The 26,848-nt window shown below is 58.6% G+C and carries 28 protein-coding genes; 10 read left to right on the forward strand and 18 right to left on the reverse strand.

Annotated elements, in window-relative coordinates:
• Positions 1–279: 279 nt before the first annotated feature.
• The 5 genes from brnA to CFBP5499_RS10470 all read right to left on the reverse strand — a co-directional run bounded on the left by brnA (position 280) and on the right by CFBP5499_RS10470 (position 3,225).
• On the reverse strand, positions 280–522 hold the full coding sequence (brnA, locus tag CFBP5499_RS10450) for a type II toxin-antitoxin system BrnA family antitoxin (protein ID WP_080824564.1): 243 nt from the start codon (positions 520–522) through the stop codon (positions 280–282).
• Complete coding sequence (locus CFBP5499_RS10455) at positions 503–772, reverse strand: BrnT family toxin (protein WP_080824563.1); 270 nt, start codon at positions 770–772, stop codon at positions 503–505. Before CFBP5499_RS10455 ends, brnA begins: the two co-directional genes overlap by 20 nt.
• A 34-nt stretch (positions 773–806) precedes the next feature.
• Entirely contained in the window at positions 807–1,985 is a 1,179-nt protein-coding gene (locus tag CFBP5499_RS10460; RefSeq protein WP_080824562.1) for a benzoate/H(+) symporter BenE family transporter, read from the reverse strand.
• An 83-nt stretch (positions 1,986–2,068) separates the two neighbouring features.
• Positions 2,069–2,713 carry an NrsF family protein gene (locus CFBP5499_RS10465; protein ID WP_080824561.1) on the reverse strand — a complete coding sequence of 215 codons (645 nt, stop codon included), beginning with the start codon at positions 2,711–2,713 and terminating at the stop codon, positions 2,069–2,071.
• Positions 2,710–3,225, reverse strand: a complete 516-nt coding sequence (locus tag CFBP5499_RS10470) for a sigma-70 family RNA polymerase sigma factor (protein WP_233284193.1) — start codon at positions 3,223–3,225, stop codon at positions 2,710–2,712. Before CFBP5499_RS10470 ends, CFBP5499_RS10465 begins: the two co-directional genes overlap by 4 nt.
• A gap of 218 nt (positions 3,226–3,443) precedes the next feature.
• Here CFBP5499_RS10470 and CFBP5499_RS10475 point away from each other — a divergent pair, with 218 nt between their 5' ends.
• A complete protein-coding gene (locus CFBP5499_RS10475) occupies positions 3,444–3,701 on the forward strand; it encodes a pentapeptide MXKDX repeat protein (protein ID WP_080824560.1) in 258 nt (85 codons plus the stop codon).
• Between the two features lie 97 nt (positions 3,702–3,798).
• Here the strand turns inward: CFBP5499_RS10475 and CFBP5499_RS10480 are convergent, their stop codons facing one another.
• On the reverse strand, positions 3,799–4,380 hold the full coding sequence (locus CFBP5499_RS10480; protein ID WP_080824559.1) for an ATP-dependent Clp protease proteolytic subunit: 582 nt from the start codon (positions 4,378–4,380) through the stop codon (positions 3,799–3,801).
• A gap of 232 nt (positions 4,381–4,612) precedes the next feature.
• Between CFBP5499_RS10480 and CFBP5499_RS10485 the strand changes: the two genes are divergently transcribed.
• Positions 4,613–5,203: a HupE/UreJ family protein gene (locus CFBP5499_RS10485; RefSeq protein ID WP_080824558.1), complete on the forward strand. Its 591-nt coding sequence runs from the start codon at positions 4,613–4,615 to the stop codon at positions 5,201–5,203.
• A 100-nt stretch (positions 5,204–5,303) separates the two neighbouring features.
• Positions 5,304–6,050: a DUF2076 domain-containing protein gene (locus tag CFBP5499_RS10490; RefSeq protein WP_080824557.1), complete on the forward strand. Its 747-nt coding sequence runs from the start codon at positions 5,304–5,306 to the stop codon at positions 6,048–6,050.
• Positions 6,051–6,073: 23 nt separating this feature from the next.
• Here the strand turns inward: CFBP5499_RS10490 and queF are convergent, their stop codons facing one another.
• The 4 genes from queF to CFBP5499_RS10510 form a co-directional block, all read right to left on the reverse strand.
• On the reverse strand, positions 6,074–6,538 hold the full coding sequence (gene queF, locus CFBP5499_RS10495; protein WP_010972191.1) for a preQ(1) synthase: 465 nt from the start codon (positions 6,536–6,538) through the stop codon (positions 6,074–6,076).
• A gap of 47 nt (positions 6,539–6,585) precedes the next feature.
• Positions 6,586–7,488: a cation diffusion facilitator family transporter gene (locus tag CFBP5499_RS10500; protein ID WP_080824556.1), complete on the reverse strand. Its 903-nt coding sequence runs from the start codon at positions 7,486–7,488 to the stop codon at positions 6,586–6,588.
• Between the two features lie 156 nt (positions 7,489–7,644).
• Entirely contained in the window at positions 7,645–8,046 is a 402-nt protein-coding gene (locus CFBP5499_RS10505) for a glyoxalase superfamily protein (RefSeq protein WP_080824555.1), read from the reverse strand.
• A 66-nt stretch (positions 8,047–8,112) separates the two neighbouring features.
• The gene (locus CFBP5499_RS10510) at positions 8,113–9,219 is read right to left on the reverse strand and encodes a branched-chain amino acid ABC transporter substrate-binding protein (RefSeq protein WP_080824554.1); all 1,107 of its coding nucleotides are present in this window, start codon (positions 9,217–9,219) and stop codon (positions 8,113–8,115) included.
• A gap of 284 nt (positions 9,220–9,503) precedes the next feature.
• Here CFBP5499_RS10510 and CFBP5499_RS10515 point away from each other — a divergent pair, with 284 nt between their 5' ends.
• Positions 9,504–10,679: a DUF3095 domain-containing protein gene (locus tag CFBP5499_RS10515; protein ID WP_080824553.1), complete on the forward strand. Its 1,176-nt coding sequence runs from the start codon at positions 9,504–9,506 to the stop codon at positions 10,677–10,679.
• A 194-nt stretch (positions 10,680–10,873) separates the two neighbouring features.
• On the opposite strand, the gene CFBP5499_RS10520 is transcribed toward CFBP5499_RS10515, so the two are convergent.
• The 4 genes from CFBP5499_RS10520 to CFBP5499_RS10540 form a co-directional block, all read right to left on the reverse strand.
• Positions 10,874–11,194: an ArsR/SmtB family transcription factor gene (locus tag CFBP5499_RS10520; protein ID WP_080824552.1), complete on the reverse strand. Its 321-nt coding sequence runs from the start codon at positions 11,192–11,194 to the stop codon at positions 10,874–10,876.
• A gap of 543 nt (positions 11,195–11,737) precedes the next feature.
• Positions 11,738–12,784, reverse strand: coding sequence for a choline ABC transporter ATP-binding protein (gene choV / locus CFBP5499_RS10530; protein WP_080824551.1), 1,047 nt, complete (start codon positions 12,782–12,784; stop codon positions 11,738–11,740).
• Positions 12,781–13,632, reverse strand: a complete 852-nt coding sequence (choW, locus tag CFBP5499_RS10535) for a choline ABC transporter permease subunit (protein ID WP_080824550.1) — start codon at positions 13,630–13,632, stop codon at positions 12,781–12,783. Before choW ends, choV begins: the two co-directional genes overlap by 4 nt.
• Positions 13,633–13,920: 288 nt before the next feature.
• Positions 13,921–14,823, reverse strand: a complete 903-nt coding sequence (locus tag CFBP5499_RS10540) for a choline ABC transporter substrate-binding protein (RefSeq protein WP_371506466.1) — start codon at positions 14,821–14,823, stop codon at positions 13,921–13,923.
• 381 nt (positions 14,824–15,204) lie between these two features.
• Between CFBP5499_RS10540 and CFBP5499_RS10545 the strand changes: the two genes are divergently transcribed.
• The 3 genes from CFBP5499_RS10545 to CFBP5499_RS10555 all read left to right on the forward strand — a co-directional run bounded on the left by CFBP5499_RS10545 (position 15,205) and on the right by CFBP5499_RS10555 (position 17,749).
• Positions 15,205–15,786, forward strand: coding sequence for a thymidine kinase (locus tag CFBP5499_RS10545; RefSeq protein WP_080827246.1), 582 nt, complete (start codon positions 15,205–15,207; stop codon positions 15,784–15,786).
• 113 nt (positions 15,787–15,899) lie between these two features.
• Complete coding sequence (locus CFBP5499_RS10550; protein WP_080824548.1) at positions 15,900–16,352, forward strand: pseudoazurin; 453 nt, start codon at positions 15,900–15,902, stop codon at positions 16,350–16,352.
• A gap of 239 nt (positions 16,353–16,591) precedes the next feature.
• Positions 16,592–17,749, forward strand: a complete 1,158-nt coding sequence (locus CFBP5499_RS10555) for a DUF2333 family protein (RefSeq protein WP_080827245.1) — start codon at positions 16,592–16,594, stop codon at positions 17,747–17,749.
• Between the two features lie 27 nt (positions 17,750–17,776).
• Here CFBP5499_RS10555 and CFBP5499_RS10560 read toward each other — a convergent pair whose 3' ends face one another.
• The gene (locus tag CFBP5499_RS10560; RefSeq protein WP_080824547.1) at positions 17,777–18,493 is read right to left on the reverse strand and encodes a helix-turn-helix transcriptional regulator; all 717 of its coding nucleotides are present in this window, start codon (positions 18,491–18,493) and stop codon (positions 17,777–17,779) included.
• Between the two features lie 93 nt (positions 18,494–18,586).
• On the reverse strand, positions 18,587–19,108 hold the full coding sequence (locus CFBP5499_RS10565; protein WP_080824546.1) for a TIGR00645 family protein: 522 nt from the start codon (positions 19,106–19,108) through the stop codon (positions 18,587–18,589).
• A gap of 357 nt (positions 19,109–19,465) precedes the next feature.
• Between CFBP5499_RS10565 and CFBP5499_RS10570 the strand changes: the two genes are divergently transcribed.
• Entirely contained in the window at positions 19,466–21,745 is a 2,280-nt protein-coding gene (locus CFBP5499_RS10570; RefSeq protein ID WP_080824545.1) for a TonB-dependent hemoglobin/transferrin/lactoferrin family receptor, read from the forward strand.
• Positions 21,746–21,800: 55 nt separating this feature from the next.
• Here the strand turns inward: CFBP5499_RS10570 and CFBP5499_RS10575 are convergent, their stop codons facing one another.
• Positions 21,801–22,706 carry an extensin family protein gene (locus CFBP5499_RS10575; protein ID WP_080824544.1) on the reverse strand — a complete coding sequence of 302 codons (906 nt, stop codon included), beginning with the start codon at positions 22,704–22,706 and terminating at the stop codon, positions 21,801–21,803.
• A gap of 281 nt (positions 22,707–22,987) precedes the next feature.
• Here CFBP5499_RS10575 and CFBP5499_RS10580 point away from each other — a divergent pair, with 281 nt between their 5' ends.
• Positions 22,988–25,177 carry an anthranilate synthase gene (locus CFBP5499_RS10580; RefSeq protein WP_080824543.1) on the forward strand — a complete coding sequence of 730 codons (2,190 nt, stop codon included), beginning with the start codon at positions 22,988–22,990 and terminating at the stop codon, positions 25,175–25,177.
• The gene (locus tag CFBP5499_RS10585; RefSeq protein WP_080824542.1) at positions 25,177–25,686 is read left to right on the forward strand and encodes a GNAT family N-acetyltransferase; all 510 of its coding nucleotides are present in this window, start codon (positions 25,177–25,179) and stop codon (positions 25,684–25,686) included. Before CFBP5499_RS10580 ends, CFBP5499_RS10585 begins: the two co-directional genes overlap by 1 nt.
• Here the strand turns inward: CFBP5499_RS10585 and CFBP5499_RS10590 are convergent.
• Positions 25,683–26,630 carry an HD-GYP domain-containing protein gene (locus CFBP5499_RS10590; protein WP_080824541.1) on the reverse strand — a complete coding sequence of 316 codons (948 nt, stop codon included), beginning with the start codon at positions 26,628–26,630 and terminating at the stop codon, positions 25,683–25,685. The two genes, CFBP5499_RS10585 and CFBP5499_RS10590, sit on opposite strands and share 4 nt — an antisense overlap.
• Between the last annotated feature and the right edge of the window lie 218 nt (positions 26,631–26,848).

The raw sequence follows: 26,848 nt of genomic DNA on the forward strand, positions 1-26,848 counted from the left end.
CATCGGCGGGTGCGCGGCCCTCAAGGGCCTAAATCCAGTATAAAATGAGATTTCGAGATGAGGAGCGTTTGCGCCAGCGGGCTTTCGGCCGCCGGGCGCTCCTCACTGGACCCGGCAACCGCGTGTAAGGTCGAGGCTAAGAAGCGAGAGTGCACCGCACGGCGAGGCCTTCGCAGAAATCTGCGCGCTCATGCCGGAAATGGTTTCAATGCGGTTGCTCATGGCGACGTGTATAAACAGCGGCTGGCGGTCTGACAAGTGATCTTGTGCGGTACGGCCTTATTTTCCGACCCTGCCGGTCTCCAGCCTTTCGGCGATCCATTTAGCCATAAGGGACTGACGCGTCATGCCAAGGCGTGCTGCCTCCGCATCCACTCTGCGCAAAACCTTTTCAGGAAGATCGATATCGACATGGACCATTTCCAAGCCGGGACGGCCAGCCTTCGACCAGTCGATATAATCGTCCAAATCTTCGCCATCGTCGAATTTCTTGTCGAAATCTTCAGCGTTGATCGTCTTCATAACGCTGCTTCTCCTTGTCTCTGGAACGCCTGACGGAAATGATTCGCAACCGGTCATTCCTGTAGGTGTAAACCGCGCTCCAGCACTTTCCTCGCAATTGCGCGATCATAATATACCGCTCTTCCGAAGTGGTTTCGAGAGGAACGACGAGTCTTTTCTTGTCCAGCCAAAGCGCTCTTGCTTCGACGAAATCTATTCCATGTTTGTCTTTGTTACTTTCACTTTTGGCAGGATCGAATTCGAAATCCATAAATAATATTTCTTTAAAACAATAAGCATCCTATCTAACCACGCTTCACCACCCGCTGCAACGCCATCATCAAACCGCCGCCAATCAGCCCCCAGAACGCCCCGGAAACGCCGGCGAAAGAGAGGCCGGACGCCGTGATGAGGAAGGTGATGGCCGCCGCTTCACGGGTTTCCGGCTCCTTGAAGGCCGCGACGGCCGACCCGGAAAAGGCGCCGACCAGCGCCAGCCCCGCTACTGCCTGAATGAGGACAGGCGGCGCCAGCGCCACGAAGGCCGTGACGGCACCGGCCAGCAGGCCGAAGATGATATAACCGACACCGGCGATGATGGCCGCCCAGTAGCGCCGTTTCGGATCGGGATGGGCATCCTCGCCCGCGCACATCGCGGCCGTGATTGCCGCAAGATTGACCGCGTGGCCGCCGAAGGGCGCTGAAAGCAGCGAGAAAAAACCGCTCGCGGCGAAAAGCGGTCCTGGCTGCGGATCGTAATGATTGACCTTCAGCACCGCGATGCCCGGGATGTTCTGCGAGGCCATGGTGACGATGAAGAGCGGCAGCGCGATGGAGACGACGGCGTGCAGGCTGAAGGTGGGCGTCACCCATTCCATCGGCGGCGTCAGCGATTGCGCCACGCTGTCGAGAGCGCCCACAGGAATATCGACACCAAAGATCATCACCAGCACGAAGGCCGCAAGCGCCGCGGGCACGGCGAAAAGCCGCCGGAACGCCCCCACCACGATCCAGGCGAGGATGATCGGCAGGCCGAGCGCCGGGTTGAAACCGATTGCCTTGATCGGTGCATAACACAGGCCGATGATAACCCCGGAGAGCATGGCATTGGCAAGCGGCGCGGGAATGGAGGCCACCGCCCGTCCGAGCGGTTTGAACAGCCCGGCAACGATGATCAGGATCGCGCAGACGACAAAGCCGCCGACAGCCGCCGGGAACCCACCCTCGATCACCCCCGTGGTCGCTAGCAGGGCGCCTCCGGGCGTCGACCAGGCCATGCTGATGGGCATCCTTGTGGCGAAGGACAGAATGATGGCACACAGGCCCATCGCCACCGAAAGCACCATCAGCCCCGATGCCGCCTGGAAATCCGTCGCACCGACAGCCTTCAGGCCCTGCAATATGACGGCGAAAGAGCTGGCAAAACCGACAAAGGCGGTCAGGCAGCCCATGAACAGGCTCTGGACGGAAAAATCTTTCAGCATGGCGGTTCCCGGATCTTCTGTTTCTTCTGAAGATCAAAAAACCCAACCGCTGGCAAGATGCGCGGCGGGCGAACAGGTACGCCTCACCACCGCAGCAGGCGTGAACCGGCAAAAGCGCCGATCACACCGGTCACGAGAATGCCGAGCGAGTACCAGATCAGCACGAAAGCCATGCCGTTTTCTGTGCAAAACCACGAATAGACCCAGGCCCCCGCCGCACCGGCCGCAAGGCCGGCGGCAAAACCCGCAAGCGTGGGATCGGCGGGAGCAGAGCGTTTGAGAACTGCGAAATTCGCCAGAAACAAAGGCAGCGCGAAAGCGACGATCAGGAGCGGGCAATGCAGCGCCGATGACCCGAGAATGAGAGTGCGATAGGTGCCCGGCAGGGCAAATCCAAGCTGGACGAGCGCTATGACAGACATGGCGACAAAAATCACGGCAAGCCAGGCGAACAGGCCGCCTCTGTCGCCATCCGGCCGCGCAAGACGCATGACGGCCAGAAATGCCGTCAGGGCCAGCAGGGCATTATAGGCGGATTTGACCCAGAAACCGGGTTCGGTCATCGCGTCACTCATATCCCTGCGCAGCCCCAGAAAGAGGAGCATCATGACGAGCGAGAAGCCGAGCGCCGGCAAGGCGGCGCGCACCAGCCTGCGCTCCAGCGCAAAGGCGGTTACGGGTTTCAGATCACCCGCCAGTTTTTCGATGATGTCTTCCGTCTTCCTCATGTGTCCCCCCGCAACTTTGCCGCCAGGACTTTCAGCGTTCTGTGAATACCGACCCTCGCCGCAAGCTCGGTCTGGCCGGATTTTTCCGCCGCTTCGGCGATCGACTGGCCTTCGAGCTTTACCCTTCGGATAAGATCGCGTTGCCGCTCCGGCAACTCATCGAGCAGCCGCTCCACATCCATGCGGGCCATGACCGCATCGACGGACGGCTCCGCCTCCAGTGTTTCGTCGAGTTCGACTTCCGAGAGCATGCGCCTGCCCCTGCCCCTGTAGTGATCGATGAGCTTGTAGCGCGCTATCGAGAAGAACCATGCCGTAAACGGTCGCGCACGATCGTAGGTCTCCCGCTTGGCGTGAAGGGACAACAGAGTTTCCTGCACAAGATCTTCCACATCGGCTCGAGCCGCATCGGCCATACGCCGGCCGTAATAGGCGACCAGCAGCCGCCTCAAGGCATGGAGCAAATGCCTGTAGGAGGCTTCGTCCCCATCAAGGGAACGCAGCATCAGCATTTTCAGTGTTTCTTCCGAAGGGCTGCCAGTCATCGTCACTATCGGGTTATTCGCAATCCGCAGGGTATTGTTACATAGTGGCTTTAAAAAAATCTCGCCCGAACTTGTCGTCACAACCGCGTGAAGATGTAACGGTCGGCTGGTCGCGGCCGAATGGACAATCGTGAACTCCCGGCACGATGCCGGCGGACACACAACGACGTCCAGAGGAGACCTTCATGACCCGCATCTTTACCGCCATTGCCACCGCCTCCCTCTTATCCGCTCTGTCCTTCGCCGGCATCGCCCATGCCGACAGCATGAAAACCGATACGATGAAGAAGGATACCATGCATGGTGACATGATGAAGGCGGAGACGATGAAGAAAGACGGCATGTCCATGGCCGGCAAAAAGGACTGCATGCACAAGGCCGGCATGCAAAAGGACAAGATGAAAAAGGCCGAGATGATAAAGACCTGCGACATGATGAAATAAACGCAGGCGTGGTCGCAAAACACACCCGCCACCCTCAACGCAAAAAGCCCGCGCCGGTTTTCACCGACGCGGGCTTTCTCAACTGAAAATCGGGAACTCAGAGTTCCGACTGGCTTTCGACGATCTTGCCGACGAGGCCATAATCCTTGGCGTCTTCTGCGCTCAGCCAGTAATCGCGGTCGATATCCTTGGCGATCTTTTCTTCGTTCTGGCCGGTGGCCTTGGAGAAGATCTTGATCAGGCGCTGGTTCATCTTGATGATTTCGCGCGCCTGGATTTCGATGTCGGATGCCATGCCGCGCGTACCGCCGGAGGGTTGGTGCAGCAGGAAGCGGGTGTTGGGCAGGCAGAGGCGACGTTCCTTCGGCACGGAAACGTAGATCAGCGCGCCGGCGGAGGCGACCCAGCCCGTACCGATGATCGTGACCTTCGGCTTGATGAACTTGATCATGTCATGGATGGAATCACCCGATTCGACATGGCCACCCGGCGAATTGACGTAAACGCGAATGTCGTCGTCGCTGGCGGCGGCAAGAGCCACGAGCTGCGTGCAGACCTTCTGCGCCAGTTCCTGCGTGATGCCACCATAGATGAAGATCGAACGCGACTTGAAAAGATTCGCTTCCGTTTCCTTGCCGATCGGCAGTTCCTTGCTCTTGTCGTCTTCGTCTTCGTTCATCAACGGCTCTCTCCAGCAAAATTCGTGCATGCCTTTCGGACATAGTGCGACTTGTTACGTAAGGCAATGAGCAAAAAAGACAAGGTTCGCGCCTGAACAATAAACAGCACCCCCGGCAGATGACGCATGGACAGCGCGTTCGTCTTCGCGATATCGTGAGCGTCTCATTGCAGTGCCGCACTGCGGGAACCCCAAGATACCCGGTGAGCGGCGATAATCTTAAGAGGGAACCATGCTGAAAAGACTAAGCCTTGCCGCTGCGGCACTCGGCCTTACCACCCTGCCCGCCTTCGCCCATCTGAACCCGGAAGAACACGGCTCCTTCATGGCCGGCGTCTCCCACCCCTTCTTCGGCGCGGACCATATTCTGGCGATGGTGGCCGTCGGCATCTGGGCCTCGCAGATCGCCGTGGCGCAAAACGACCGCAAGGCGTTGTGGATTGTGCCTTCCGCTTTCGTCGGCACCATGGCCGCGGGTTTCCTGATGGCCGTTCTGGGAATCGGCCTTCCCTTCGTCGAACCGGCCATTCTGGCCTCCGTCATCGGCCTTGGCCTGCTGGTTGCCATGGCGGCTAGGCTTCCCACGGCAGCGGCGGCCGCCGTCGTTGGTGCTTTCGCCCTTTTCCACGGCCACGCCCATGGCGGTGAACTCGGCAGCGCCGGCGCCCTGCAATTCGGCATCGGCTTCATGATCGCCACCGCAATCCTGCACGTTGCCGGTATCGCGCTCGGCCTCGGCATCGCCCGTTTCGGCTCGGTCGCCAGCCGCACCATCGGCGCGCTGACGGCAATTGCCGGCCTCTCGCTTGCCTTTGGCGGCTGAGGATCATTACCGAAATTTAAACTTCGGACCGCTTTGAAAAGCCCGAATTGTGACCTACCTCCTTATCGTGGATTTACGTTTCACGGTAAGGAGGCATCATATGTCACCGGAAGAAAGCCAGCTTCTCAAGGGGCTGTTCGACAGGACCAAAACCGCATCCGCCACTCCGCGTGACCGCGAGGCGGAAACATTGATCGCAGACGCCGTGCGCGATCAGCCCGCAGCTCCCTATTACCTCGCCCAGGCGGTGATCGTTCAGGAAAAGGGCCTGGAAGCGGCAGCAGCCCATATCAAACAGCTCGAGGACCGCATCCATGCGCTGGAAAGCGGTAGCAGCGCTCCGCAGGCGGCGGCGCAGGGCGGTTTCCTCAGCTCCATCTTCGGCACCGGCCAGCCGCAGCCGCCCGCGCCAACACCAGCCCCTGCGGCCGCACCAAGCTCCTGGCGCAACGATACCGCCGGCCAGACAGCCGGCCCTTGGGGGCCACCTGCCGGTCAGCAGTCAGCCGGCCCCTGGGGCCAGCAGGCCGCCGTCGTCGGACGTTCAGGTGGCGGCTTTCTGCAGGGCGCGCTCGGCACCGCCGCAGGTGTCGCCGGCGGCATGCTGCTTGCCAATTCGCTAAGTGGCATTTTCGGCAGCCACATGTCGTCGCTCGGCCTTGGCTCGCCCTTCGGCGGCGGCAATGCCGCGGGTAATGCCCCTGTCGAGGAAACCGTCATCAACAACTATTACGGTGACAGCGCCAGCCCGCAGAACAATGACGATGATGATATCCAGCAGGCTGACTACGATGACAGCGCCGACGACATGCATTCCGATTCAGGCGACGACGGTTCGTTCGCCTGAACCTTCAAGCACATAAAACCGGATCAGCCGCGACCGCGATAGGGGGCAACGCCCTGATCCGGCAGCCATACACCCTCGGGCGCGGCTCCCGTCTGCCAGAAGACGTCGATCGGAATGCCGCCGCGCGGATACCAGTAGGCGCCGATGCGCAGCCATTTCGGCTGCAGCAGCTCCACCAGCCGCTTGGCGATATAGACCGAGCAATCCTCATGGAATGCGCCGTGATTGCGGAAGGATTGCAGAAACAGCTTCAGCGACTTCGATTCCACCAGGAAATCGCCCGGAATATAATCGATGACGATATGGGCGAAATCCGGCTGGCCGGTCATCGGGCACAGCGAGGTGAATTCGGGCGCGGTGAAGCGCACGACATAATCGGTGCCGGCATTGCCGTTCGGCACTTTTTCAAGAACGGCCTTTTCCGGGCTCTCTGGTGTATCGACCTTCGTGCCCAGCTGCGACAGGCCGGAAACATCCGTCACGGACATGGAAAACTCCTGATAATTCAAATCCGGATTATTGAGACCCGGACTGTTCAAACGATGACTTTGACGCCATGCGCCTTTTCGCCTTCCGGCTCGACGTGAACGGCAAGGCTGGCGCCCGGTATGACGTCCCTTATGGCATCTTCAAGGCGGTCGCAAATATCATGCGCCTCCCGCACCGTCATTGCGGCCGGAACAACCACATGGAAATCGATGAAGGCGGCCGAACCCGCGCGTCGGGTCCTCAGATCATGCACGCCGATGACGCCGCCGCAATTTTCGGCGATCGCCTTTTTGATCGCCTCGTCCTCTTCCGGCTCCACAGCCCGGTCCATCAATCCGCCAAGCGAATGGATGATGACCTTGGAGCCCTGGAACAGGATGTTGATGGCGACCAGTATGGCAAGCAGCGGATCGAGAATGGCATAACCCGTCATCAGCGCCAGAACGAGGCCGACAAGAACGCCGACCGAGGTCACGACGTCAGACATGATGTGGTGACCGTCAGCCGCAAGCGCGGGCGAAGAATGCTTTTTACCAACGCGGATCAGGATCGTCGCCCACACCGCGTTGATAGCGCCGGCCACAGCGTTGATGGCCAGACCGAGGACCGGGGCTTCCGGCAGCCTGGGATTGAAAAGAGCACCCCAGGCCTCCTGCACGATCAAAAGTGCTGCTACGACGATCAACACGCCTTCCACGACAGCGGAAATATACTCCGCCTTATGGTGGCCGAACTGGTGGTCGTCATCGGCCGGCTTCTGGGCGTAGCGAATGACGAAATAAGCGATGAAGGCCGCGACGACATTGACGGTCGATTCCAGACCGTCGGACAGAAGTGCGACCGAGCCCGTGACCCACCAGGCCACGAGTTTCAGGCCAAGCACACCGAAAGAAAGCGGAATGCCCCAGAATGCGAGCTTCCTGACCAGCGCATTGCCTTCATTGTTCATTTTCTGCCCCCGTGCGGATGCGAACGAATTGCATGATCCATTGCCAAAACGCACGAACCGCGCGCACGGGGTCTCCGTGCGCGCGGTTCGCTATTGGCGTTTCATATCGTTCAAACTGCAGGCGAGGTCAAGAGCCGGAGAGTGACGGCCCGGACCTCAATCCCCGTCTTTTTGCTCACAGAAACGAATGCGGTTGCCGAACGGATCGATGACTTCCATGACATCGCCCCAGGGCAGTTCTTCCACACCCGGATTGAGGAAGCGATATTTTTTAGCCACCAGTTCTTTTTGAAAGGCGTGAACGCCCCGCATGGTGACGAACATGTTGGAACCCGGCGTTGCATCACCGTGATGGCCGCTGAGGTGAAGCCCCATTCCGGCCCGCGAAACCTGCATGTAAAGCGGAAAGTTTTCACCAAAACGATGTTCCCAGTCGACCTCGAAACCGAGAAAATCGACATAAAACTCCCGCGCCTTGGCCTCGTCGAAAATTCTGACGATCGGGAATATCCGCGCGAAGCCGATTTCCCCGACGGTTTGCGTTCCGGCATCTCCCATGCTGCCTACCCCTTTACAGACCGCAAAGTGAAACCGGCCGCAACAGGTGCGGCCGGTCTGATCAGCTTATTCGGCTGCGACGATCTTGCCGTCCTGCCACTTGAACAGCGTGAAGGCCTGTGAGGTCAGATCGCCGTTCTCACCATAGGTGACCTTGCCGATTGCGGTCGGGAAAGCCTCGCCGCTCTTCAGAACCTTGGCGACCGCTTCGGAATCCTTGGCGCTTCCGGCCTTTTCGATACCGCCCTTCAAGACTTCGACAGCGGCATAGGCGTTGAGCGTGAAGGCTTCCGCCGGAATGTTGGCGGCCTTCAGGGCTTCGGCAGCGGCCTTGGAATCATCGTTCTTCAGGGCGTCGGAAGCGTTGGTGAAGATCGTGCCTTCGCCGGCCTTCGCGCCGATGTTCCAGAATTCGCTGTTCGACAGGCCGTCACCGCCGATAACGGCAGCCTTGGCGCCGACATCCTTCAGCTGGCGCACCAGAAGACCGGCTTCCGGGTGGTAACCGCCGAAATAGACGATGTCGACATTCTCCGACTTGAGGCGGGTCGTCAGCGCACCGAGGTCTTTTTCGCCCGGTGTCAGCGCATCATAGAGAACTTCGGTCACGCCACCGGCATTCAACGTCGCCTTGAAGGAATCCGCAAGACCCTTACCGTAAGCGCCCTTGTCGTGAATGATGGCGATTTTCTTGTCCTTGAGGTTGGCGAGAACATATTTCGCCGCAACCTCGGCCTGCTGGTCGTCACGACCGCAGGTGCGGAAGACGTTGGAAAGACCACGATTGGTCAGGCCCGGCGCGGTCGCCGTCGGCGTGACCATCAGGACACCGTTCTCGGCAAAGACATCCGATGCCGGAATGGCAACGCCCGAGGTTACCGGACCGACAACGAAGTGAATGCCTTCGGCAACAAGCTGGTTGGCCGCGGAAACGCCCTGCTTGGGCTCGCCGCCATCGTCAGCGAGCTTCAGCACGACCTGTTCGCCGAGGATGCCGCCCTTTTTGTTGATTTCATTGACTGCCGTCTGGGCGCCATTCTTGACCTGGTCGCCATAGGCGGCAACGGGGCCGGTGAGCGGCGCAATAAGGCCGATGACGATTTCGGCATGGGCAAGGGGTGCGAATGCGAAGGACGCTGCAAGCGTCACGCTGGTCAATGTCTTCAGTTTCATCCTGGTGTCTCCTTGGAAATGGGGCCTCGCCCCGATGAGCGCCATGGGCGTCGACCGAATGAAACTATCGGACGCCTCCCGGCGAAAACTCGTTCCATGTTTGAATTCCGAGCCTTCCTTTCAACTCATACGGAAGGTTTGATGATTTATGCAAGTCACCTTTGCTGGATAAGCTCTATTAGCGTTAAATCATTCGCCGGGCCGGCCGGGATCGCCCTTCTGAACGGGCAAACCGGCCCTGCCTAAATGCTTGGCGTTTGGCCGCCGCTGGAGGATAATACGCCATGATCGCAGCAGATGAAGAGTTTCTGACGGGCCTGCCCGTCTTCCGGCATTTTGAAGACGTGGCCGACCCGGCGCTTTACCGCGCCCTGCCGCCGGGTTGGGGGCTGGCCATTGCCGATATCGTGGATTCGACCGCAGCAATCGGCACCGGCCGCTACAAGGCCGTAAACATGGCGGGCGCCGCGGTGATATCGGGCGTCTCGAACAGCCTCGGCCGTCATGACCTGCCTTTCGTCTTCGGCGGCGATGGCGCCGCCGTTGCGGTGCCGCCCCATGGTCTGCCCGTCGTGCGCACCGCCCTTTCGAATGTGCAGCGCTGGGTGAAGGACGATCTCGACCTTGCGATGCGCGTGGCGCTGGTTCCCGTCGAGGATATTCGCGAGAATGGTTTCGATGTCAGCGTCGCCCGCTTTCAGGCAAGCGAGGATGTTTCCTACGCCATGTTTTCAGGCGGCGGCAACAGCTGGGCGGAAGCGCGGATGAAGGAGGGGCAATATGCCCTGCCCGCAGCCGAAGCGGGTGAGCGCCCGGACCTGACAGGACTTTCCTGTCGCTGGAACCCCATTCCGGCCTCCCACGGCAAGGTGGTATCTATCATCGCCGTGCCGGGGCCGTCGCGGGACATGCCGGCATTCCGCCAGCTGGTCATCGACCTCGTCGATCTCGCCGAGCAGGATGCGAGACACGGCCACCCCGTGCCGGAAGATGGGCCGAAACTCGGCTTCGTGCGCGAGGGTCTCGGCCTCGAGGCCCGGGCCGGCGCTGCCTATCACGATGTCTGGGGCAAGACGCGCCGTTCACTGCGCATTCTCGGCGAAAACCTGCTCGTCAATCTTCTCAGCGTGACAAGACTATCGCTCGGGCAGTTCAGCGCCATGCGTTACCGTCGTTCGGTGGCCAGCAACACCGATTTCAGGAAATTCGACGACGGCCTGAAAATGACTGTCGATATCGATATCACGCGGCTCGAAAAAATACGCGCGCGGCTGGAATCGGGCCGCCTGTCGGGGAGCTGTTATTACGGCCTGCACGAGCAGGATGCCGCATTGATGACCTGCATCGTGCCCTCTCCACTTTCCAGGGACCATATGCATTTCGTCGATGGCGCCGATGGCGGATATGCCGCGGCGGCAAGCCGCCTCAAGGCGCAGATACAGGCCGCTGCACCGATCTGACAACGCACCCCTCGTCACGCCGGGGCCCAGGACGCACCACACGCCGATCTTCCGCTAGCTGAAAAAGCTGGAGGACCTGATCCCGGTCTCCGTCGTCGATCCGCTCACGCGGGAAGACCGCTTGAACAGAAAAACCGGCGTCATGCGCCGGTTTCAATGAGGTGATGCTGCCGGACCTTAAAAGGACCGTGGGATCAGGCTGCGGTCTTGCTGCTCTTCTGCGCCTGGCAGTAGATTTCCTCGAGGGAAGAAAGGATTTTCTTCACGGATTCGGAATTGCTGGAATAATAGATGGTCTGCGCATCCCGTCGTGTCTTGACCAGCCGCTGGGCACGCAATTTCGAAAGATGCTGCGAGAGAGCGGACTGGCTGAGACCAACCTGTGAGGCGAGAACACCGACCGGCACTTCCGTATCCACCAGCGTGCACAAGATCATCAGGCGCTTGGGGTTTGCCATTGCTGAGAGCAAGTCTGCAGCCGCGATGCTATGTTCCGACAGAGATTGGTTATCCATACGCTCAAGTCTCCTGATGACAGTCGGAAAGACGGTCATGGTGGCTATAATAGGTGTTCCAAAAGGTGTTTTTATAATTCGGTTGATACGTTGTATATACCTAAATCTTGCTTACATCGTGTCCCTTTCAACGACTATTCTTCACTGGTTTTGCACTAAAGGCATCGTGACCAAATTATTGGCGTTTTGCCTATTTTTTGTGAATTCAATGTTAAATTCATGTATTAGTATCAGTATTTATAAGCAATAAACGATCAAAAGTTGAGCACTGAAATCTTAACGCTTGATGCCGGGTTTCCGGGTCGCAATCTATTACCACCTTAAATTTAGCAACGCTCCAAAGAATCTAGATTAACTTTGCGCAATTTTCTCTAAGTTTGCAATATGATTTTTATTAGTAATTATTTTAATGCATAACTTGTGATGTCAAAAATATTCTTTGCTACCGTGGGAAGGTATAACTTGCGGTATATGGATGTTTCCGGAAAAGCGAAAGGGCTCTCCGCGACGGAAAGCCCTCTCTTTTTTTAACGAAGCGAATCACTATTTTTTGCGGTGACGCGTCAGCCCCGCCACGACTTCATCCGCGGAGATCGTACCGACGATCGCACCGTTATCGACAACGCCGATCGCACCTGAGTGTTTGGACAGTGCATCGAGAATATCGATCAGTGGCGATGATGGACGGGCGGTGGCGGCGACAGCCATCTGGCCGTTGCGTTCGTCCACGCCCCGCTTCATCACGTCAGCCGCCGTCAGCATCGAGATCGGATTCATGTTCTGCACGAAATCCGCGACATAGGGCGTGGCCGGCTCCTTGACGATCTGCTGCGGGGTTCCGCACTGGATGATGTGCCCGCCTTCCATCATGGCGATGCGGTTGCCGATGCGGAAGGCCTCATCGAGATCATGGCTGACGAAGAGAATGGTTTTCTTCAGCCGGCTCTGGAATTCCAGGAGCTCGTCCTGCAGGCGGCTTCTGATGAGGGGATCGAGCGCCGAGAACGGCTCGTCCATCAAAAGAATGGGCGCGCCGGTGGCAAACGCCCGGGCCAGCCCCACACGCTGCTGCATACCGCCGGAAAGCTCTCCCACCTTGCGGTCGGCCCAGGCGGAAAGGTTCACCAGTTCAAGCTGCTCGGCCACCATGCGCTTGCGCTCGGCTTCCGGCACGCCGGACAGTTCGAGCCCGAAGCCGACATTGTCGGCGACATTGCGCCAGGGCAGCAGGCCAAATTGCTGGAAGACCATGGAAACCGTATGCATGCGCAGGTCGCGCAGCGCTTTCGCCGGACAACGATAGGGATCGACATAACCGGACTTGGTCTTCACGCTGACACTGCCGCGCACGACGGGCGCAAGCCCGTTGACGGCCCTGACCAGGGTCGACTTGCCCGAACCGGAAAGCCCCATCAGCACGAGAATCTCGCCTTCGCTGACCGAGAGCGAGGCATTGGCGACACCGAGGACAAGCCCGGTCTCGGCATTAATCTCGTCGCGCGTGCTGCCCTTGTCGATCAGCGGCAGCGCCGCGTCTGGCCGGTCGCCGAAGACGATATCGACATTTCCGAAGATAATGGCGTCACTCATAGATCATCCTCCGTACCGGGAAGGCGGAAAAGCCGGTCGAGAACGATCGCCAGTATGACGATGCAAAGCCCCGCTTCGAAACCCATGGCGATATTGACCGTGTTCAAGGCACGCACCACTGGCACGCCGAGACCATTGGCGCCCACCAGGGCGGAAATGACCACCATCGACAGCGATAGCATGATCGTCTGGGTGAGACCGGCCATGATCTGCGGTGCGGCGAACGGAAGCTCAACCTTGCGCAGCACCTGCGATGGCGTTGCGCCAAAGGCGACAGCCGCCTCCACCAGCGCCGGCGGCGTCGAGACGATGCCGAGGCGCGTGAGCCGCACCGGGGCGGGAATGGCGAAGATGACGGTGGCAATCAGCCCCGGAACCATGCCGAGGCCGAACAGCACCAGCGCCGGAATGAGATAAACGAAGGTTGGGATGGTCTGCATCAGGTCCAGCACCGGGCGCATGCCGGCATAGATCCACTTGCGCCGCGCCGCCAATATGCCGAGCGGTATGCCGATGATCATGCACACGGCGCTGGCGGCGATGACCAGGGCCAGCGTTTCCGTCGTCGCTTTCCAGTATCCGAGATTGATGATGAACAACAGGCCGAGTGCGGTGAAGATGGGCATGCCGACCGAGCGGCGCGTCCAGGCCGAAAGCGCCGTCACGATCGCGACGATGATCAGCGGATGCGGCGCCTGCAGCACATAAAGCAGGGCGTTGATGACGCTTTGGAAAATGAAGGAGAGCCAATCGAAGAAAAAAGCAAGATTGCCGGTCAGCCAGTCGATGGCCTCCTTGGCATATCGGCCGACAGGCAGGCGGTTTTCAGGAGCGCTGAGCCATTCCACGGTAAGAAAAGACCTTTCGTGAATGAGAGCAATTCCAGCAAAAAAGCAGAGCGGTTTTGCGTCCGGAATTGCGCAGACAACAAAGAAACGGAGGATTCCGGTGATCCCGTGTCACCGGAATTGCTCCAATGCAGAACGACGACCGGCAGCGTGTCTGCCGGGCGCGGTGCAGATACATGGCCTTCTATGCGAGGAAAATTCGCGCGCAAGGTCATGCATGGGCATCGTATTTCCCGCTGCATCCGACCTGCCGCGCAGGCCGGGTACAGTCATGCATCGTCTTGCGGCTTAAAGGCCGAGAGCCTTCTTGACGGTGGGCAGGGCATCGGCGCTGCCATCCTTGGTCTTGACGTTGGCGAGCCAGGGCTCGATCGCCGCCGGATTGGCCTTCAGCCAGGCGGTCGCAGCCGCCTCACCCTCGAGACCGTCATTCAGGATCTTGCCCATGATCTCGTTTTCCATGGGCAGCGAAAATTGCAGGTTCTTGAGAAGGACGCCGACATTCGGGCATTCCTCAACATAACCCTTGCGGACATTGGTATGGATCGTCGCGCCGCCGAGATTGGGGCCGAAGACTTCGTCGCCGCCGGTCAGATAGGTCAGCTTGAAATTCGCATTCATCGGATGCGGTTCCCAGCCGAGGAACACGATCGGCTCACCGGATTTTTCGGCGCGGGCCACCTGGGAGAGCATGCCTTGTTCGGAGGATTCCACCACCTCGAAGGACTTCAGTCCGAAACTGTCCTTGGCGACCATGTCGAGGATCAGGCGATTGCCGTCATTGCCGGGCTCGATGCCATAGATTTTGCCGCCGAGTTCGGCGCTATGGGCAGCGATGTCCTTGAAATCCTTGATGCCGAGTTCGGCACCCTTGGCATTGGTCGCCAGCGTGTACTTCGCGCCGGTCAGGTTTTCCCTGAGCGTTTCGACCGATTTGTCTGCACGGTAGGGCGCGATATCACCTTCCATGGTCGGCATCCAGTTGCCGAGGAAGACGTCGATATCCTTGTTTTTCAGGGATGTGTAGGTAACGGGTACGGAGAGAAGCTTGACGTCGGTTTCATAGCCAAGGCTTTTCAGAATCACGGTGGCGGTCGCCGTCGTGGCGGTGATGTCGGTCCAGCCGACATCGGAGAAACGCACCGTGCCGCAGCTTGCCGGTTCGGCGGCAACGGCCGCGCTGAACGTCATGGAGGAGATTGCTGCAGCCAAGGCCAGACAGCGAGTTCTATTTGCAAACATTGTTTGCTCCCTGTTTTTTCGTTCCCTTGCCATTATCAATATCTTCCGGACACAATCAACTCGCGTGCATTTGCGTGCTTTGGCCCCCCGTTTGCGACAAAATCGTGAAAATAACCGCCTTTTCGCCGATCCGATTCGCTGAAAGGTCAGGTTGCGGAAATCTGTGTTTTTCCCTCGATGGCACTTTTCAACCCGCTTTTCCGCAGTCAAAAGACGCGGCATATGGCATCGGCGCAAAACGAGAATCGCTTTTGTGGGACGCGATGTGCCGTTTAATAGATTGAAGCATTGTGAAGCGTCCGCAGACGTAAGGCGCTCCGGGAGTGGATGATGGCAAAACTCTATTTCAATTATTCGACGATGAATGCCGGCAAATCGACCATGCTGCTGCAGGCGTCCTACAATTATCAGGAACGCGGCATGCGCACGCTGATCTTCACGGCTGCCTTTGACGATCGGGCGGGCGTCGGCCGCGTTGCCTCGCGCATCGGCCTGTCCTCCGAGGCCCGGACCTTCGATGAAAATACCGACCTGTTCGCAGAGGTATCGGCACTGCACGCGGAAGCACCTGTCGCCTGCGTTTTCATCGACGAAGCCAATTTCCTCTCCGAGCATCATGTCTGGCAGCTTGCCAATATTGCCGACCGGCTGAACATTCCGGTCATGACCTATGGCCTGCGCACGGATTTCCAGGGCAAACTCTTCCCGGCCTCGAAGGAACTGCTCGCCATTGCCGACGAGCTTCGCGAAATCCGCACCATCTGCCATTGCGGCCGCAAGGCGACGATGGTGGCCCGCTTCGACAGTGAAGGAAGGGTCGTGACGGAAGGTGCCCAGATCGAGGTCGGCGGCAACGGAAAATACGTTTCCTTCTGCCGCCGCCACTGGGTGGAAACGTTTAACGGCGGCTGACCCGCTGCGTCCGGTTGCCGCATTTGATTTTTCGCAAAGATGGCTTGTTCGCTCCTGCGCTAAGACGACGGGGACACATTCGCGTGGATGTGCTTTCTCTCAGGAGCAAAACTATGCAGAACAGAACTGCCAAATTCGCCGGCCTCGTCATCGTCGCAGCTCTTTGCGCTTTTCCCGCTTTCTCCGCCGAAATCGAAGTGAAGATGCTCAACAAGGGCAGCGACGGTCAGGCGATGGTCTTTGAACCCGCGACCGTCAAGGCCGCCATCGGCGACGTCATCACCTTCGTGCCGGTCGATAAGGGCCATGATGCGGCAGCCGTGAAGGACATGATCCCCGAGGGCGTTGCCGAGTTCAAGGGCAAGATGAACGAGGCGGTGAAAGTGACGGTCGAGAAGGAAGGCGCTTACGTCGTCAAATGCACCCCGCATCTCGGCATGGGCATGGTGGCGCTCGTCGTTGTCGGCGATGCGACGCCAGCCAATCTGGACGCCGTCAAGAATGGCAAACTGCCGAAAAAGGCACGCGACCGGCTGAATGAGGAGATCGCCAAGCTCGGTCTCTAACCTCATATTGCCTCGGTTCCGTGCCGCCCCTGTTGCTCCGGCATCATCGACATGCCGCAGCGGCCGGCGCGGACCGCAGGTTGAGAAAAGTTTCGCAATCATGTTGTATCCCGGTTGACCGGGACATATCTGGAAGACAGTAAATGACCGCGGTTGATATGGAGCGCCGAAGGGCGCCCGGCCGAGCCGCGGATTTTTCTTCCCGCATCCGGCCCACGGGCAGAGGAGACTATGACGACATGATAGACCGGATCACCGCTTTGATTCAGGCAGGCTTCAGCGCCATCGGCAGGGCCGCCGGTCTTCTCGTCGCATGGCTTTTGTGGCCCTTCATGGCCGCGCATGGCTGGTACAGCCGCCGCAACTGGCTCATCAAGGGCCCGATCGCTCTGATCGTCATCCTGCTGGCCGGTTTCTACGGATATTTCGTCTGGCAAACCCAGGTCTGGACGAATTTCGATCCGGATTATATTTCCCGCTACAAACTGGCCGAACGCACCGTGCCACCCGGACAGGAATTGCCGACCGCAACCCCTGCTGCCGCCGCCGGCGCAACCGGCGTTGCGGCAAACACCTCAGCACCCGTGTGCCAGCGCTCGGCCATCGTGGATGCGGCCGCCGATCTTACCGACTTCAACGTCAACCAGAACGCATGGATTTCCTCCATGCTGCTCTATCGCCTCGGCCTCTTCGGCATGGAGTGGGACAGCACGCCGTTTCTCGATAACAAGGCGTCATTCCAGCGTGGCGTAAACCAGGCCGTTCGCCGTACCTCGGTGGAGCTGGTGGATACGCTCGGCCGCGTGCGCGGCACCTCCGGCATCAACAACAATCTCCAGGAAGCGCGCGGGAACATGCAGTTCAGCGAATATTCCTGGTATTTCGGCCTTGATCCCTTCGGTCCGAAGACACCGACCCCCAGCTATTACCGCGCCGCCATCCGCAGCTTCCAGGCCTTCAACGGCGAACTCACCGCCTGCAAGGCCGTCTTCGATACCCGCGCCGACAACCTGATCCAGTTCATCGACCGTATTTCCGGCGATATCGGCTCCACGTCTGCAATTCTGCGCGAACGCTCGGAAAACTATAATGGCGGCTGGTTCGACACCCGCGCCGATGACCGTTTCTGGTTCGCCTATGGCCAGCTTTATGGTTATTACGGCGTGCTTTCCGCCGCCGGAGCCGACTTCGCGCAGGTCATCCGCGAGCGCAACCTGACCAATCTCTGGAACGACACGCTGTTGCAGACCCGTGCGGCATTGCGCATCCAGCCGGCCATCATTTCCAACGGCGAGGAAAGCGGCTGGATCATGCCTTCGCACCTTGCCACCATGGGATTTTACGTTCTGCGGGTTCGCTCGAACCTCGTCGAGCTTCGCTCGGTTCTCGACCGGTGATAGGAAAGCCGGCCCCGCGCGGCCGGCTTACTCTATCAGCCGCAGTCGTATGGTCTTGGCCACCAGCTGCGTGCGGTTGACACAATCGAGCTTGCGCATGGCATTGTTCATGTAGGTATTGACGGTGTGCTCCGAGATGGAGAGAAGCTCGGCAATCTCCACCGAGGTCTTCCCCTGCGCCGTCCAGCGCACCACATCGAGTTCCCGTTTCGTCAAGGGCGACGGCCCTTTCGAACCGAGGCGGCAGAGGCGGTCATAGGCTTCCAGCGCATGCACCGCGATCATGCAAAGTTCATTCAGCGATGCCTGCGGCAGGGTATCGCGGTCGCCCGCGAAATTCATCAGATGCCGGTTTCCGGACATGCCGTTCACCGGCACCATGAGGCCAGAGGTGATGCCCATGCTGCCCACCGAGTCTACCGCATCCACCAGCGACCCGCAGGCGATATCCGGGTCATCCAGCGACCAATATTGCGGCATCATCGATGAGGCGCCACGCTTTATGACGGGACAGTCCCCGAGCGCCCCATCCTTGGTCATCGCATTCACGACCCAGACCGGCAGGCTGCTTTCAACAACCACGGGCAAAGCATAGGCGTTCGGTCCGCCTGGTAACCTCAAGAGGGTCACATGGGCATAACCAAACGCATGCATCACCTCCTGCAGCGCCTCCAGCCATTGCGATTTGTCGGCGGCGGCCGACAGATCCCGGCACAGTCTGGCTTGGCGCTCCGTCTTTACCATTCACGCACCGCCGCCATGCCGGGCTGGCCGGAGCGAAGAACACCTGAGCGGGTCAAACGGGGGGCGACCTTCATAACGAGCGGACCAACTGGCCTAAAGCACCGGCTTTTCGGATTTGTCCTTCGGCTTGGCCATCAGTTTTTCCAGAAAACCGAGCATGACCGCCGAGACGACAAAAGCCAGATGGATGATGGTGAACCACATCAGCTTGCTGTCCGAATATTGATTGGCGTTGAGGAAGATTTGCAGCAGGTGGATAGACGAGATCGCCACGATCGACGACGCGACCTTGATCTTCAGGCTGCCGGCATCGAGCTTGCCCAGGAACGAAACCTCGGCATCCGCCTCATCGAAGCGGCTGACGAAATTCTCGTAGCCGGAGATCATCACCATGACGATCAGGCTGGCCACCAGCGCCGCATCGATCAGACCGAGCATGGCAAGGATCATGTCGGCTTCATCGTAGATGAAAACATTCTTCGCAACTTTGAGGAATTTTAGCGCGAAGGAGAAGGCATAAACCGCCAATGCCGCGACGAGCCCGAGATAAAAGACGACGAGGAGCCAGCGGCTGGAGAGAATGATCCGCTCGACGAGCAGTTCAAGAGACTTCATTTCCGTATCCGATTAAATGATCTGTTTTGCATGGGGCATGTTTTTCTTTCGCCATGTAAACTGGCCGCGAATATCCTAGCAAGCGCCAATGTCGGGACTTTGACCACACTGCGGCGTTTTAAGCCCCGATCCGCCATTTTGGCCACGGCCTGACAAACGTAGTATTTTTGCAACATACCCTTATACACTAAAACATGATGCAAAAAGTCATATATAATATGTTGACAGTTATCGTCATGTTTTTTAGTCCTCGCGTATCGGCTCGCCCGTAACACATCAGAACATGTCCAGCCGCGCTTGAGCGCGGCGCGTTTTTGCGCGCCGTGGCTTCCTTGCGCGCATATCCGGGGGTATTTAATGTCCATCTCACGCACGCAATCCGCGCTGCTTCTGTGCACCGCCATGTCTCTTCTGCCCCTGACCGGCCATGCGCAGGCGCAGGATGCCGCTTCGCAGGAAAACGGCACGACCGCGCTCGAAAAAATCGTGGTGAAAGGCAAGCGCGTCAAAAACGCCAATGCCGCCGCCGACACGCCGCTGGCAAGCCAGACGACCGCGGAAGATATACGCAAAAAGGAAATCAATAACGCCCGCGATCTGGGCAACACCACCGAGCCCGGTGTCGATTTCATCGAAGCCAAGCCCGGCAAGCCGGGCGGTCTGTTCATTCGCGGTCTGGGCGGCGCGCGCGTCACGACGCTGATCGATAATATCCCCGTTCCTTTCTTCGAGAATTATGCGCGTAGCACGGTAGCTACGACCGGCATGAGCGACGCCAATAACAGCTATGACTTTTCCTCTCTGTCGACTGTCGATGTCGTGCGTGGCGCAGATTCCAGCCGGATCGGACCCGGAGCGCTAGGCGGCGCCTTGGTACTGCGCACGCTGGAGCCGGAAGACCTCATCGAAGAGGGCCGTGATTGGGGTGGCGTTGCAAAGACGACATATGACAGCGAAGACAGAAGTTTCGGCGGGTCTCTGGCTGTCGCCAAGAAAATCGAAAATACGTCCGTTCTGTTTCAGGGCGGCTACAAAAAAGGCCATGAGCGCGACAGTCAGGGAACTGCGGATATTCTCGGCATCAATCGCACGGAATCAAACCCCAGCGATTACGACCAGTACAATCTTTTGTTCAAGGTCCGCCACGATCTGGAAGGTGGCCATCGCATCGGCCTGACTGCCGAACGGTTCAATCTTGATAGCACCACCGATCTGAAAACCGTTCAGGGCCTCATCCCGAACCCGCCCGCACCTGCCTCGAACTTCACACCCGGCAATTACTGGGGCTACGACGATACGCGGCGTGAACGTATATCTCTCGACTACAGCTATGAATCTCCTTCCACGGATGGGCTGATCGATTCCGCAAATCTCGCCCTGTATTGGCAAAGATTGCAAAAGGACGCAGGTTCCTACGGAACGCGCGGCATACCGCCGGCCGCCCTGTCGGCATATTCCCGTGACAATGAGGTAGAAGAAAGCTCTTTCGGCATTGTCGGCGACATGCTTTCAGAATTCAGCGCGGGCGATTTGAACCACGCGATCCGCTTTGGCGGATATTTCCAGTACTCTGAAACGCAGCAGTTCCTTCGCGTCGTACCCGCCACCACGGTCGTATCGCAATCGGATATGCCGGATGTCGATGCCAAGCGCCTGGGTCTTTACCTCGACGATCGCATTGCCTTTGCCGATAGCGGCTTTGCTTTGACACCCGGCGTCCGGCTCGACTGGTACGACTACACCCCGAAGAATTCCGACGCCTTCAGAAACAATACCGGTTTCTCGGTCTTCGGCTTGCCGGACGGACAGGACGGCATACGCTTGTCGCCAAAGCTTCTGGCGACCTATCAGCTTACCCCGGAAGTCGAGCTCTTCGGGCAATGGTCCATGGCGTTCCGCCCACCGACGGTCAACGAACTCTATATAGATTTTCGCAATGGCAGCAGCTACGCGAATATCGGCAACCCCAACCTGAAGCCAGAAACGGCGCAGGGCTTTGAAATCGGCGCGAATTATACGAGCAACGATCTGAACGGGAAGCTCTCGCTATTCCATAATCGCTACTCCAATTTCATCGATGTTTTCCGGACGACCGGCAACATCGCCGCCGGGGAGCCGGCCATGTTGTTCACCTGGCGCAACCGCGACAAGGTCGAAATCTCAGGTGTTGAAGTCAGCGCACGCAAGGACTTCGCAAACGGGATATTCCTGCATGGTTCTCTTGCTTATGCTTATGGCAAGGATTCTGACACCGGTGAATTCATCCGCACGGTTGCGCCGCTGAAATCGGTCCTCGGCGTTGGCTACGAACAGGAGCAATGGGGCCTGGATTTCTCCACCATTCTTTCTTCAGGCATGCGCAAAGACGGCACGGCGACGACGATTACCGGCACATCCTACGAGACCTTCGATGCGCCCGGTTACGGCATCTTCAACCTTACCGGCTGGTGGGAGCCGGAACAGACAAAGGGTCTGCGCATTCAAGCGGGTATCTACAACATCTTCGATAAAACCTACTGGAATGCAGTCGGCGTGCGCGATGTCAGCACAAGCAGCACATCGACCACAAACCAGCCCGTCGCCTTCTATTCCGAACCGGGTCGTACCTTCAAAATCTCCCTGACCCAGAAATTCTAAAACGGGACGGGATCATCATCTCCAGTCGGGGCGGCCTTCGGGTCGCCCCTTTTTGTCAGCGGCAATAGAGATAGCCACCTTTCCGTTCCAGCACGTCGAGATGCAGGTGATCCTGATGGGTGGCGTCGCTGCCGGGCGAGAGAACCGTGCGGAAGAACAGACAGGCGGCGGCGGTGATGGTGCGCTGGAAGGCGCCTTCCCGCGTCCCGTCCTCACCGCGCGGCTTCATCACCAGCGGCTCGCCCTTGTCGAAGGAGATTGTGGAAATATCGACGGCATTGCCCTTGGCATGTTCGGAAATCTTGCCGTTCTCCGCGCTGTTGCGGTTGCGGCAGATATAGGTCGAGGCATTGGCGATGGCCGTCACCTTTTTCTCCGGCATGGCAAGCGCCGCCGCTGGCAGCATCATATCCTTGGTCCAGCGGGAAAGGGCAAGCGCAGTTTCACAGCGCATGGTGCCTGATGGTTCGAGCTTGATGCCGGGCAGAACCACGGAAAGCTCGATGGGCGCTTCAATACCACAGCCCTGCTCCTCATCGCGAACGGGTTCAAGCTCCCTAAACTCCGCGCCGATCTCCTTCAATGCGCCAAGGCAGGCCTGAAGTGCTGCCGGGTCTTCCGGCTTTACCGGCTCTCGTGGCGTCTCGGGTTTTGCCGCCTCGTCAGCCGGTTTCTGCCGTTCCCCGCCGTCCTTGCCCTCACCTTCCTTTTTAGGATCATCAGAACCTTTATCGGCGGGTGGCTTTTCAGTATCCGGTTTCTGCTCTTCCGGCGTCTCTGGTTTCGGGGCTGGTTTCGGCGCTTCCGCCGGACTTTGCAGCTTTTCCTCCCCTGGCTTTTCCGAAGGGGTGGAGGATTGCCCCTCACCCGGCTTGGGTTGTGGCACCGGCACCTGCGCCGGGGGTTCGGAAGCGGAAATCAATGCGAGGCTGGCTACCAGAAGACACAGGCGATGAAGCATTTTACGGGGCACTCCTGACCGTTTCGGCAGAAGTGCAACGCGGCGGCGGCGGGTAAGGTTCATTCCGCTTCTAAATCCCCTTGCCAAGGCGGATCGTGCACGCTAACAATTTTCCTATGAATATCGTGTCTAAGAACATTGCTAACTGGTGGTGGAGCAGCTTTTTGCGGCCTTGACCAGTCATGTCTTCAGACAAAGTCCAAGCCGCCCGAATTTTCAGGCGGCTTTTTTGTTATTATGCCGCCTGTCATCGGGCCTGAACAACAGGAAGTACGAAAGAAATGGTAACGATCATTCAGGATGACGGAGCGGAAACCTACGAGACGAAAGGCGGCATCAAGGTCAGCCGAAAGCGTCGGCCCGCCGATTACGCCAGCGCCATCGATAATTACATCGAAAAGCTCGATTCCCATCGCGGCGCGGTTTTTTCGTCCAACTATGAATATCCGGGCCGTTACACCCGCTGGGATACGGCCATCGTCGATCCGCCGCTCGGCATTTCCTGTTTTGGCCGCAAGATGTGGATCGAAGCCTATAATGGCCGTGGCGAAGTGCTGCTCGATTTCATCACCGAAAAGCTGAAGGCGACGCCTGATCTCACCCTCGGCGCCTCCTCGACCCGCCGCCTTGATCTTACCGTCAACGAACCGGACCGCGTCTTCACCGAAGAAGAACGCTCGAAAATCCCGACGGTCTTCACCGCTCTCAGAGCCATCGTCGATCTCTTTTATTCGAGCGCGGATTCGGCCATCGGCCTGTTCGGCGCCTTCGGTTACGATCTCGCTTTCCAGTTCGACGCCATCAAGCTCTCGCTTGCGCGCCCGGAAGACCAGCGCGACATGGTGCTGTTCCTGCCCGATGAAATCCTCGTCGTGGACCACTATTCCGCCAAGGCCTGGATCGACCGTTACGACTTCGAAAAGGGTAGCGTGACGACGGACGGAAAGACCTCGGACACCACGCCCGAACCGTTCCAGACCACCGATACGATCCCGCCCAAGGGCGACCACCGCCCCGGCGAATATTCCGAACTTGTCGTGAAGGCCAAGGAAAGCTTCCGCCGCGGCGACCTGTTCGAAGTCGTTCCCGGCCAGAAATTCATGGAACGCTGCGAAAGCAATCCCTCGGCAATTTCACGCCGCCTGAAGGCGATCAACCCGTCGCCCTATTCCTTCTTCATCAATCTCGGCCATCAGGAATATCTGGTCGGCGCCTCGCCGGAAATGTTCGTGCGCGTCTCCGGCCGCCGCATCGAGACCTGCCCGATCTCAGGCACCATCAAGCGCGGTGACGATCCGATTGCCGACAGCGAGCAGATCCTGAAACTGCTCAATTCGAAAAAGGACGAATCCGAACTCACCATGTGTTCGGATGTGGACCGCAACGACAAGAGCCGCGTCTGCGAACCCGGCTCCGTGAAGGTCATTGGCCGCCGCCAGATCGAGATGTATTCGCGCCTCATCCACACGGTCGATCACATTGAGGGTCGCCTGCGCGACGACATGGATGCCTTTGACGGTTTCCTCAGCCACGCGTGGGCCGTCACCGTCACCGGCGCGCCGAAGCTGTGGGCCATGCGTTTCATCGAAGGCCATGAAAAGAGCCCGCGCGCCTGGTATGGCGGCGCGATCGGCATGGTCGGCTTTAATGGCGACATGAATACCGGCCTGACGCTGCGCACCATCCGCATCAAGGACGGCATCGCCGAAGTGCGCGCCGGCGCGACCCTGCTCAACGATTCCAATCCGCAGGAAGAAGAAGCAGAAACCGAACTGAAGGCTTCCGCCATGATCGCTGCCATTCGTGATGCCAAGGGCACCAACACCGCCGCCACCAAGCGCGATGCCGCCAAGGTGGGCACCGGCGTGAAAATCCTGCTCGTCGATCACGAGGACAGCTTCGTGCACACGCTGGCGAATTATTTTCGCCAGACGGGCGCCACGGTCTCGACCGTCAGAACGCCTGTCGCGGCAGAGGTGTTTGATCGCTTCCAGCCGGACCTCGTCGTGCTTTCTCCCGGTCCGGGCAACCCGACCGATTTTGATTGCAAGGCGACGATCAAGGCTGCCCGCGCCCGCGATCTGCCGATCTTCGGTGTCTGCCTTGGCCTTCAGGCACTGGCGGAAGCCTATGGTGGCGAGCTGCGCCAGCTTGCGGTGCCGATGCACGGCAAGCCTTCGCGCATCCGCGTGCTGGAACCCGGCCTCGTCTTCTCCGGTCTCGGCAAGGAAGTGACAGTCGGTCGCTACCACTCGATCTTCGCCGATCCCACCACCCTGCCGCGTGATTTTATCATCACCGCGGAAAGCGAGGATGGCACGATCATGGGTATCGAACACGCCAAGGAGCCGGTGGCCGCCGTTCAGTTTCACCCGGAATCGATCATGACGCTTGGCCAGGATGCCGGCATGCGGATGATCGAGAATGTCGTGGTGCATCTGACCCGCAAGGCGAAGACGAAAGCCGCGTGATGGCGCTCGACGACACCGTCTGCATCGAGCCTATCCGGGCGGAGCACGTTGAAAGCTTTCACCGTGCACTCGATACGGTGTCGCGTGAGCGGAAATATCTGAGCTTTCTGGAGGCGCCGCCGCTCGAAGCGGTGCGCGCCTTCGTTCTCGACATGATCGAAAACGACCATCCGCAATTTGTCGCGATTGCGGATGGCGAAGTGATCGGCTGGTGCGATATTCGCCGCGGGAGCAGAGCAACCCGCACCCATTGCGGCACGCTCGGCATGGGCCTCCTGCCGGCCTATCGCGACAAAGGACTGGGCGGACGGCTGATGTGGCGGACGCTCGATGCTGCCCGCGAATTCGGGCTGCATCGTATTGAACTGAGCGTACATGCCGACAACACCAGAGCCATTGCGCTTTATGAAAAGATCGGCTTCGTGCATGAGGGGCGGGCCCGCGATGCCGTTTCGATCGACGGGCGCTATATCGACAGCCTGAACATGGCGATCATCTTTAGCGACTAAACCCTTGGCAGCGAAGCCGAGATGCACAGCGCAAATTTCTTCAGAAGCTGCATGTCGAAATGACCACCCCGCCGCAGCATCCAGGTCAGCGCATCATTCGCCGTCCATGGCTTCTTATAGGGCCTGACCGAGGTGACGGCATCATAGACATCGCAGATTGCCGCAATACGCGCGTAGAGGCTGATCTGGTCGCCCGCACGACCGGTGGGATAACCGCCGCCATCCATCCGCTCATGATGATTGAAGCAGACATCGAGCACCATGTCAGGCATCTCCCCGTCACGCGACAGAATATCCCGGCCGACTGCGGGGTGACGATTGATGACCTCCCGCTCTTCAGCCGAAAGCCCCTCTGTCTTGTTCAGAATGGATGAGGGTATTTCCACTTTGCCAATATCGTGGAGCAATCCGCTGACGCCGAGCAAATTCACCGTTTCCTTGTTCAGCCCGAGATAATTGCCGAAGAGGATCATCAGGCCGCTGACGGAGACCGAATGCACGAAGGTCGTCTCATCCTTCGACTTCAGGCGGGTGACGCCGATAAAGACGGCCGGGTTGGCCTGAATGGCGTCGGAAATCTTTCCCCCCGCCGCCGTCATTCCCTCGAAGGAAACGCAACCGCCGCCTTCGGCAACTGAAAATGTCTCGGCGATCGCATCCGCGGCCGAACGCACCGCCTGCGTGACGGCTGTTACCATCAATGGGGACGAATCCGTCTGCAACACGCCGGCACTCCCCGAGTGTTGGCTGGCGCTGACATCGCTGCCCTTGGCGGTATTGATGACGATACTCTCGGCCCCGCTTTTTTTCAGCTGCTGCACAACCTCCTCGCGCTGCAAAAGAAAACGGTATTTCTGTGTAATCTTATGGTTCGAAAACGTCCCCTCGACCGCTTCGATAAACATGCCCACAGCCAATTGCTGGGTTGAAATTCGTTTCAACATCAGACTCTTTTATTTTCCTTCCCGGGAATGTTACGGTCGAACCGAAATTCGTAAGAACCCGGCCAGACCGCCCTCCCTCGAAGCATAAAGCTTTCGCCCTCCCGGCGTTGCTCCATGATGCGACACTATAAATAAGATAACACGAATATGAAAATTTTTTACTATCGCTATATTTAAAAACCACAAAAACACGAAGGAAGAGGCGGAAAACAGCCTCA

Source organism: Agrobacterium tumefaciens (assembly GCF_005221325.1).
Lineage (GTDB): Bacteria > Pseudomonadota > Alphaproteobacteria > Rhizobiales > Rhizobiaceae > Agrobacterium.

Coding starts and splice junctions, on each gene's coding strand:
- CFBP5499_RS10505 (WP_080824555.1), bottom strand. CDS start 8,046: ATGGGAGATGCCGGAACGCAAACCGTCGGGGAAATCGGCTTCGCGCGG.
- CFBP5499_RS10510 (WP_080824554.1), bottom strand. CDS start 9,219: ATGAAACTGAAGACATTGACCAGCGTGACGCTTGCAGCGTCCTTCGCA.
- CFBP5499_RS10455 (WP_080824563.1), bottom strand. CDS start 772: ATGGATTTCGAATTCGATCCTGCCAAAAGTGAAAGTAACAAAGACAAA.
- CFBP5499_RS10520 (WP_080824552.1), bottom strand. CDS start 11,194: ATGGATAACCAATCTCTGTCGGAACATAGCATCGCGGCTGCAGACTTG.
- CFBP5499_RS10460 (WP_080824562.1), bottom strand. CDS start 1,985: ATGCTGAAAGATTTTTCCGTCCAGAGCCTGTTCATGGGCTGCCTGACC.
- CFBP5499_RS10465 (WP_080824561.1), bottom strand. CDS start 2,713: ATGAGGAAGACGGAAGACATCATCGAAAAACTGGCGGGTGATCTGAAA.
- choV (WP_080824551.1), bottom strand. CDS start 12,784: ATGAGTGACGCCATTATCTTCGGAAATGTCGATATCGTCTTCGGCGAC.
- CFBP5499_RS10480 (WP_080824559.1), bottom strand. CDS start 4,380: ATGAACGAAGACGAAGACGACAAGAGCAAGGAACTGCCGATCGGCAAG.
- CFBP5499_RS10560 (WP_080824547.1), bottom strand. CDS start 18,493: ATGGTAAAGACGGAGCGCCAAGCCAGACTGTGCCGGGATCTGTCGGCC.
- CFBP5499_RS10500 (WP_080824556.1), bottom strand. CDS start 7,488: ATGAACAATGAAGGCAATGCGCTGGTCAGGAAGCTCGCATTCTGGGGC.
- CFBP5499_RS10545 (WP_080827246.1), top strand. CDS start 15,205: ATGGCAAAACTCTATTTCAATTATTCGACGATGAATGCCGGCAAATCG.
- queF (WP_010972191.1), bottom strand. CDS start 6,538: ATGTCCGTGACGGATGTTTCCGGCCTGTCGCAGCTGGGCACGAAGGTC.
- CFBP5499_RS10490 (WP_080824557.1), top strand. CDS start 5,304: ATGTCACCGGAAGAAAGCCAGCTTCTCAAGGGGCTGTTCGACAGGACC.
- CFBP5499_RS10515 (WP_080824553.1), top strand. CDS start 9,504: ATGATCGCAGCAGATGAAGAGTTTCTGACGGGCCTGCCCGTCTTCCGG.
- CFBP5499_RS10565 (WP_080824546.1), bottom strand. CDS start 19,108: ATGAAGTCTCTTGAACTGCTCGTCGAGCGGATCATTCTCTCCAGCCGC.
- CFBP5499_RS10470 (WP_233284193.1), bottom strand. CDS start 3,225: ATGCTGATGCTGCGTTCCCTTGATGGGGACGAAGCCTCCTACAGGCAT.
- CFBP5499_RS10540 (WP_371506466.1), bottom strand. CDS start 14,823: ATGACGTTCAGCGCGGCCGTTGCCGCCGAACCGGCAAGCTGCGGCACG.
- CFBP5499_RS10485 (WP_080824558.1), top strand. CDS start 4,613: ATGCTGAAAAGACTAAGCCTTGCCGCTGCGGCACTCGGCCTTACCACC.
- brnA (WP_080824564.1), bottom strand. CDS start 522: ATGAAGACGATCAACGCTGAAGATTTCGACAAGAAATTCGACGATGGC.
- CFBP5499_RS10585 (WP_080824542.1), top strand. CDS start 25,177: ATGGCGCTCGACGACACCGTCTGCATCGAGCCTATCCGGGCGGAGCAC.
- CFBP5499_RS10575 (WP_080824544.1), bottom strand. CDS start 22,706: ATGCTTCATCGCCTGTGTCTTCTGGTAGCCAGCCTCGCATTGATTTCC.
- CFBP5499_RS10570 (WP_080824545.1), top strand. CDS start 19,466: ATGTCCATCTCACGCACGCAATCCGCGCTGCTTCTGTGCACCGCCATG.
- CFBP5499_RS10555 (WP_080827245.1), top strand. CDS start 16,592: ATGATAGACCGGATCACCGCTTTGATTCAGGCAGGCTTCAGCGCCATC.
- CFBP5499_RS10475 (WP_080824560.1), top strand. CDS start 3,444: ATGACCCGCATCTTTACCGCCATTGCCACCGCCTCCCTCTTATCCGCT.
- CFBP5499_RS10590 (WP_080824541.1), bottom strand. CDS start 26,630: ATGTTGAAACGAATTTCAACCCAGCAATTGGCTGTGGGCATGTTTATC.
- CFBP5499_RS10580 (WP_080824543.1), top strand. CDS start 22,988: ATGGTAACGATCATTCAGGATGACGGAGCGGAAACCTACGAGACGAAA.
- CFBP5499_RS10550 (WP_080824548.1), top strand. CDS start 15,900: ATGCAGAACAGAACTGCCAAATTCGCCGGCCTCGTCATCGTCGCAGCT.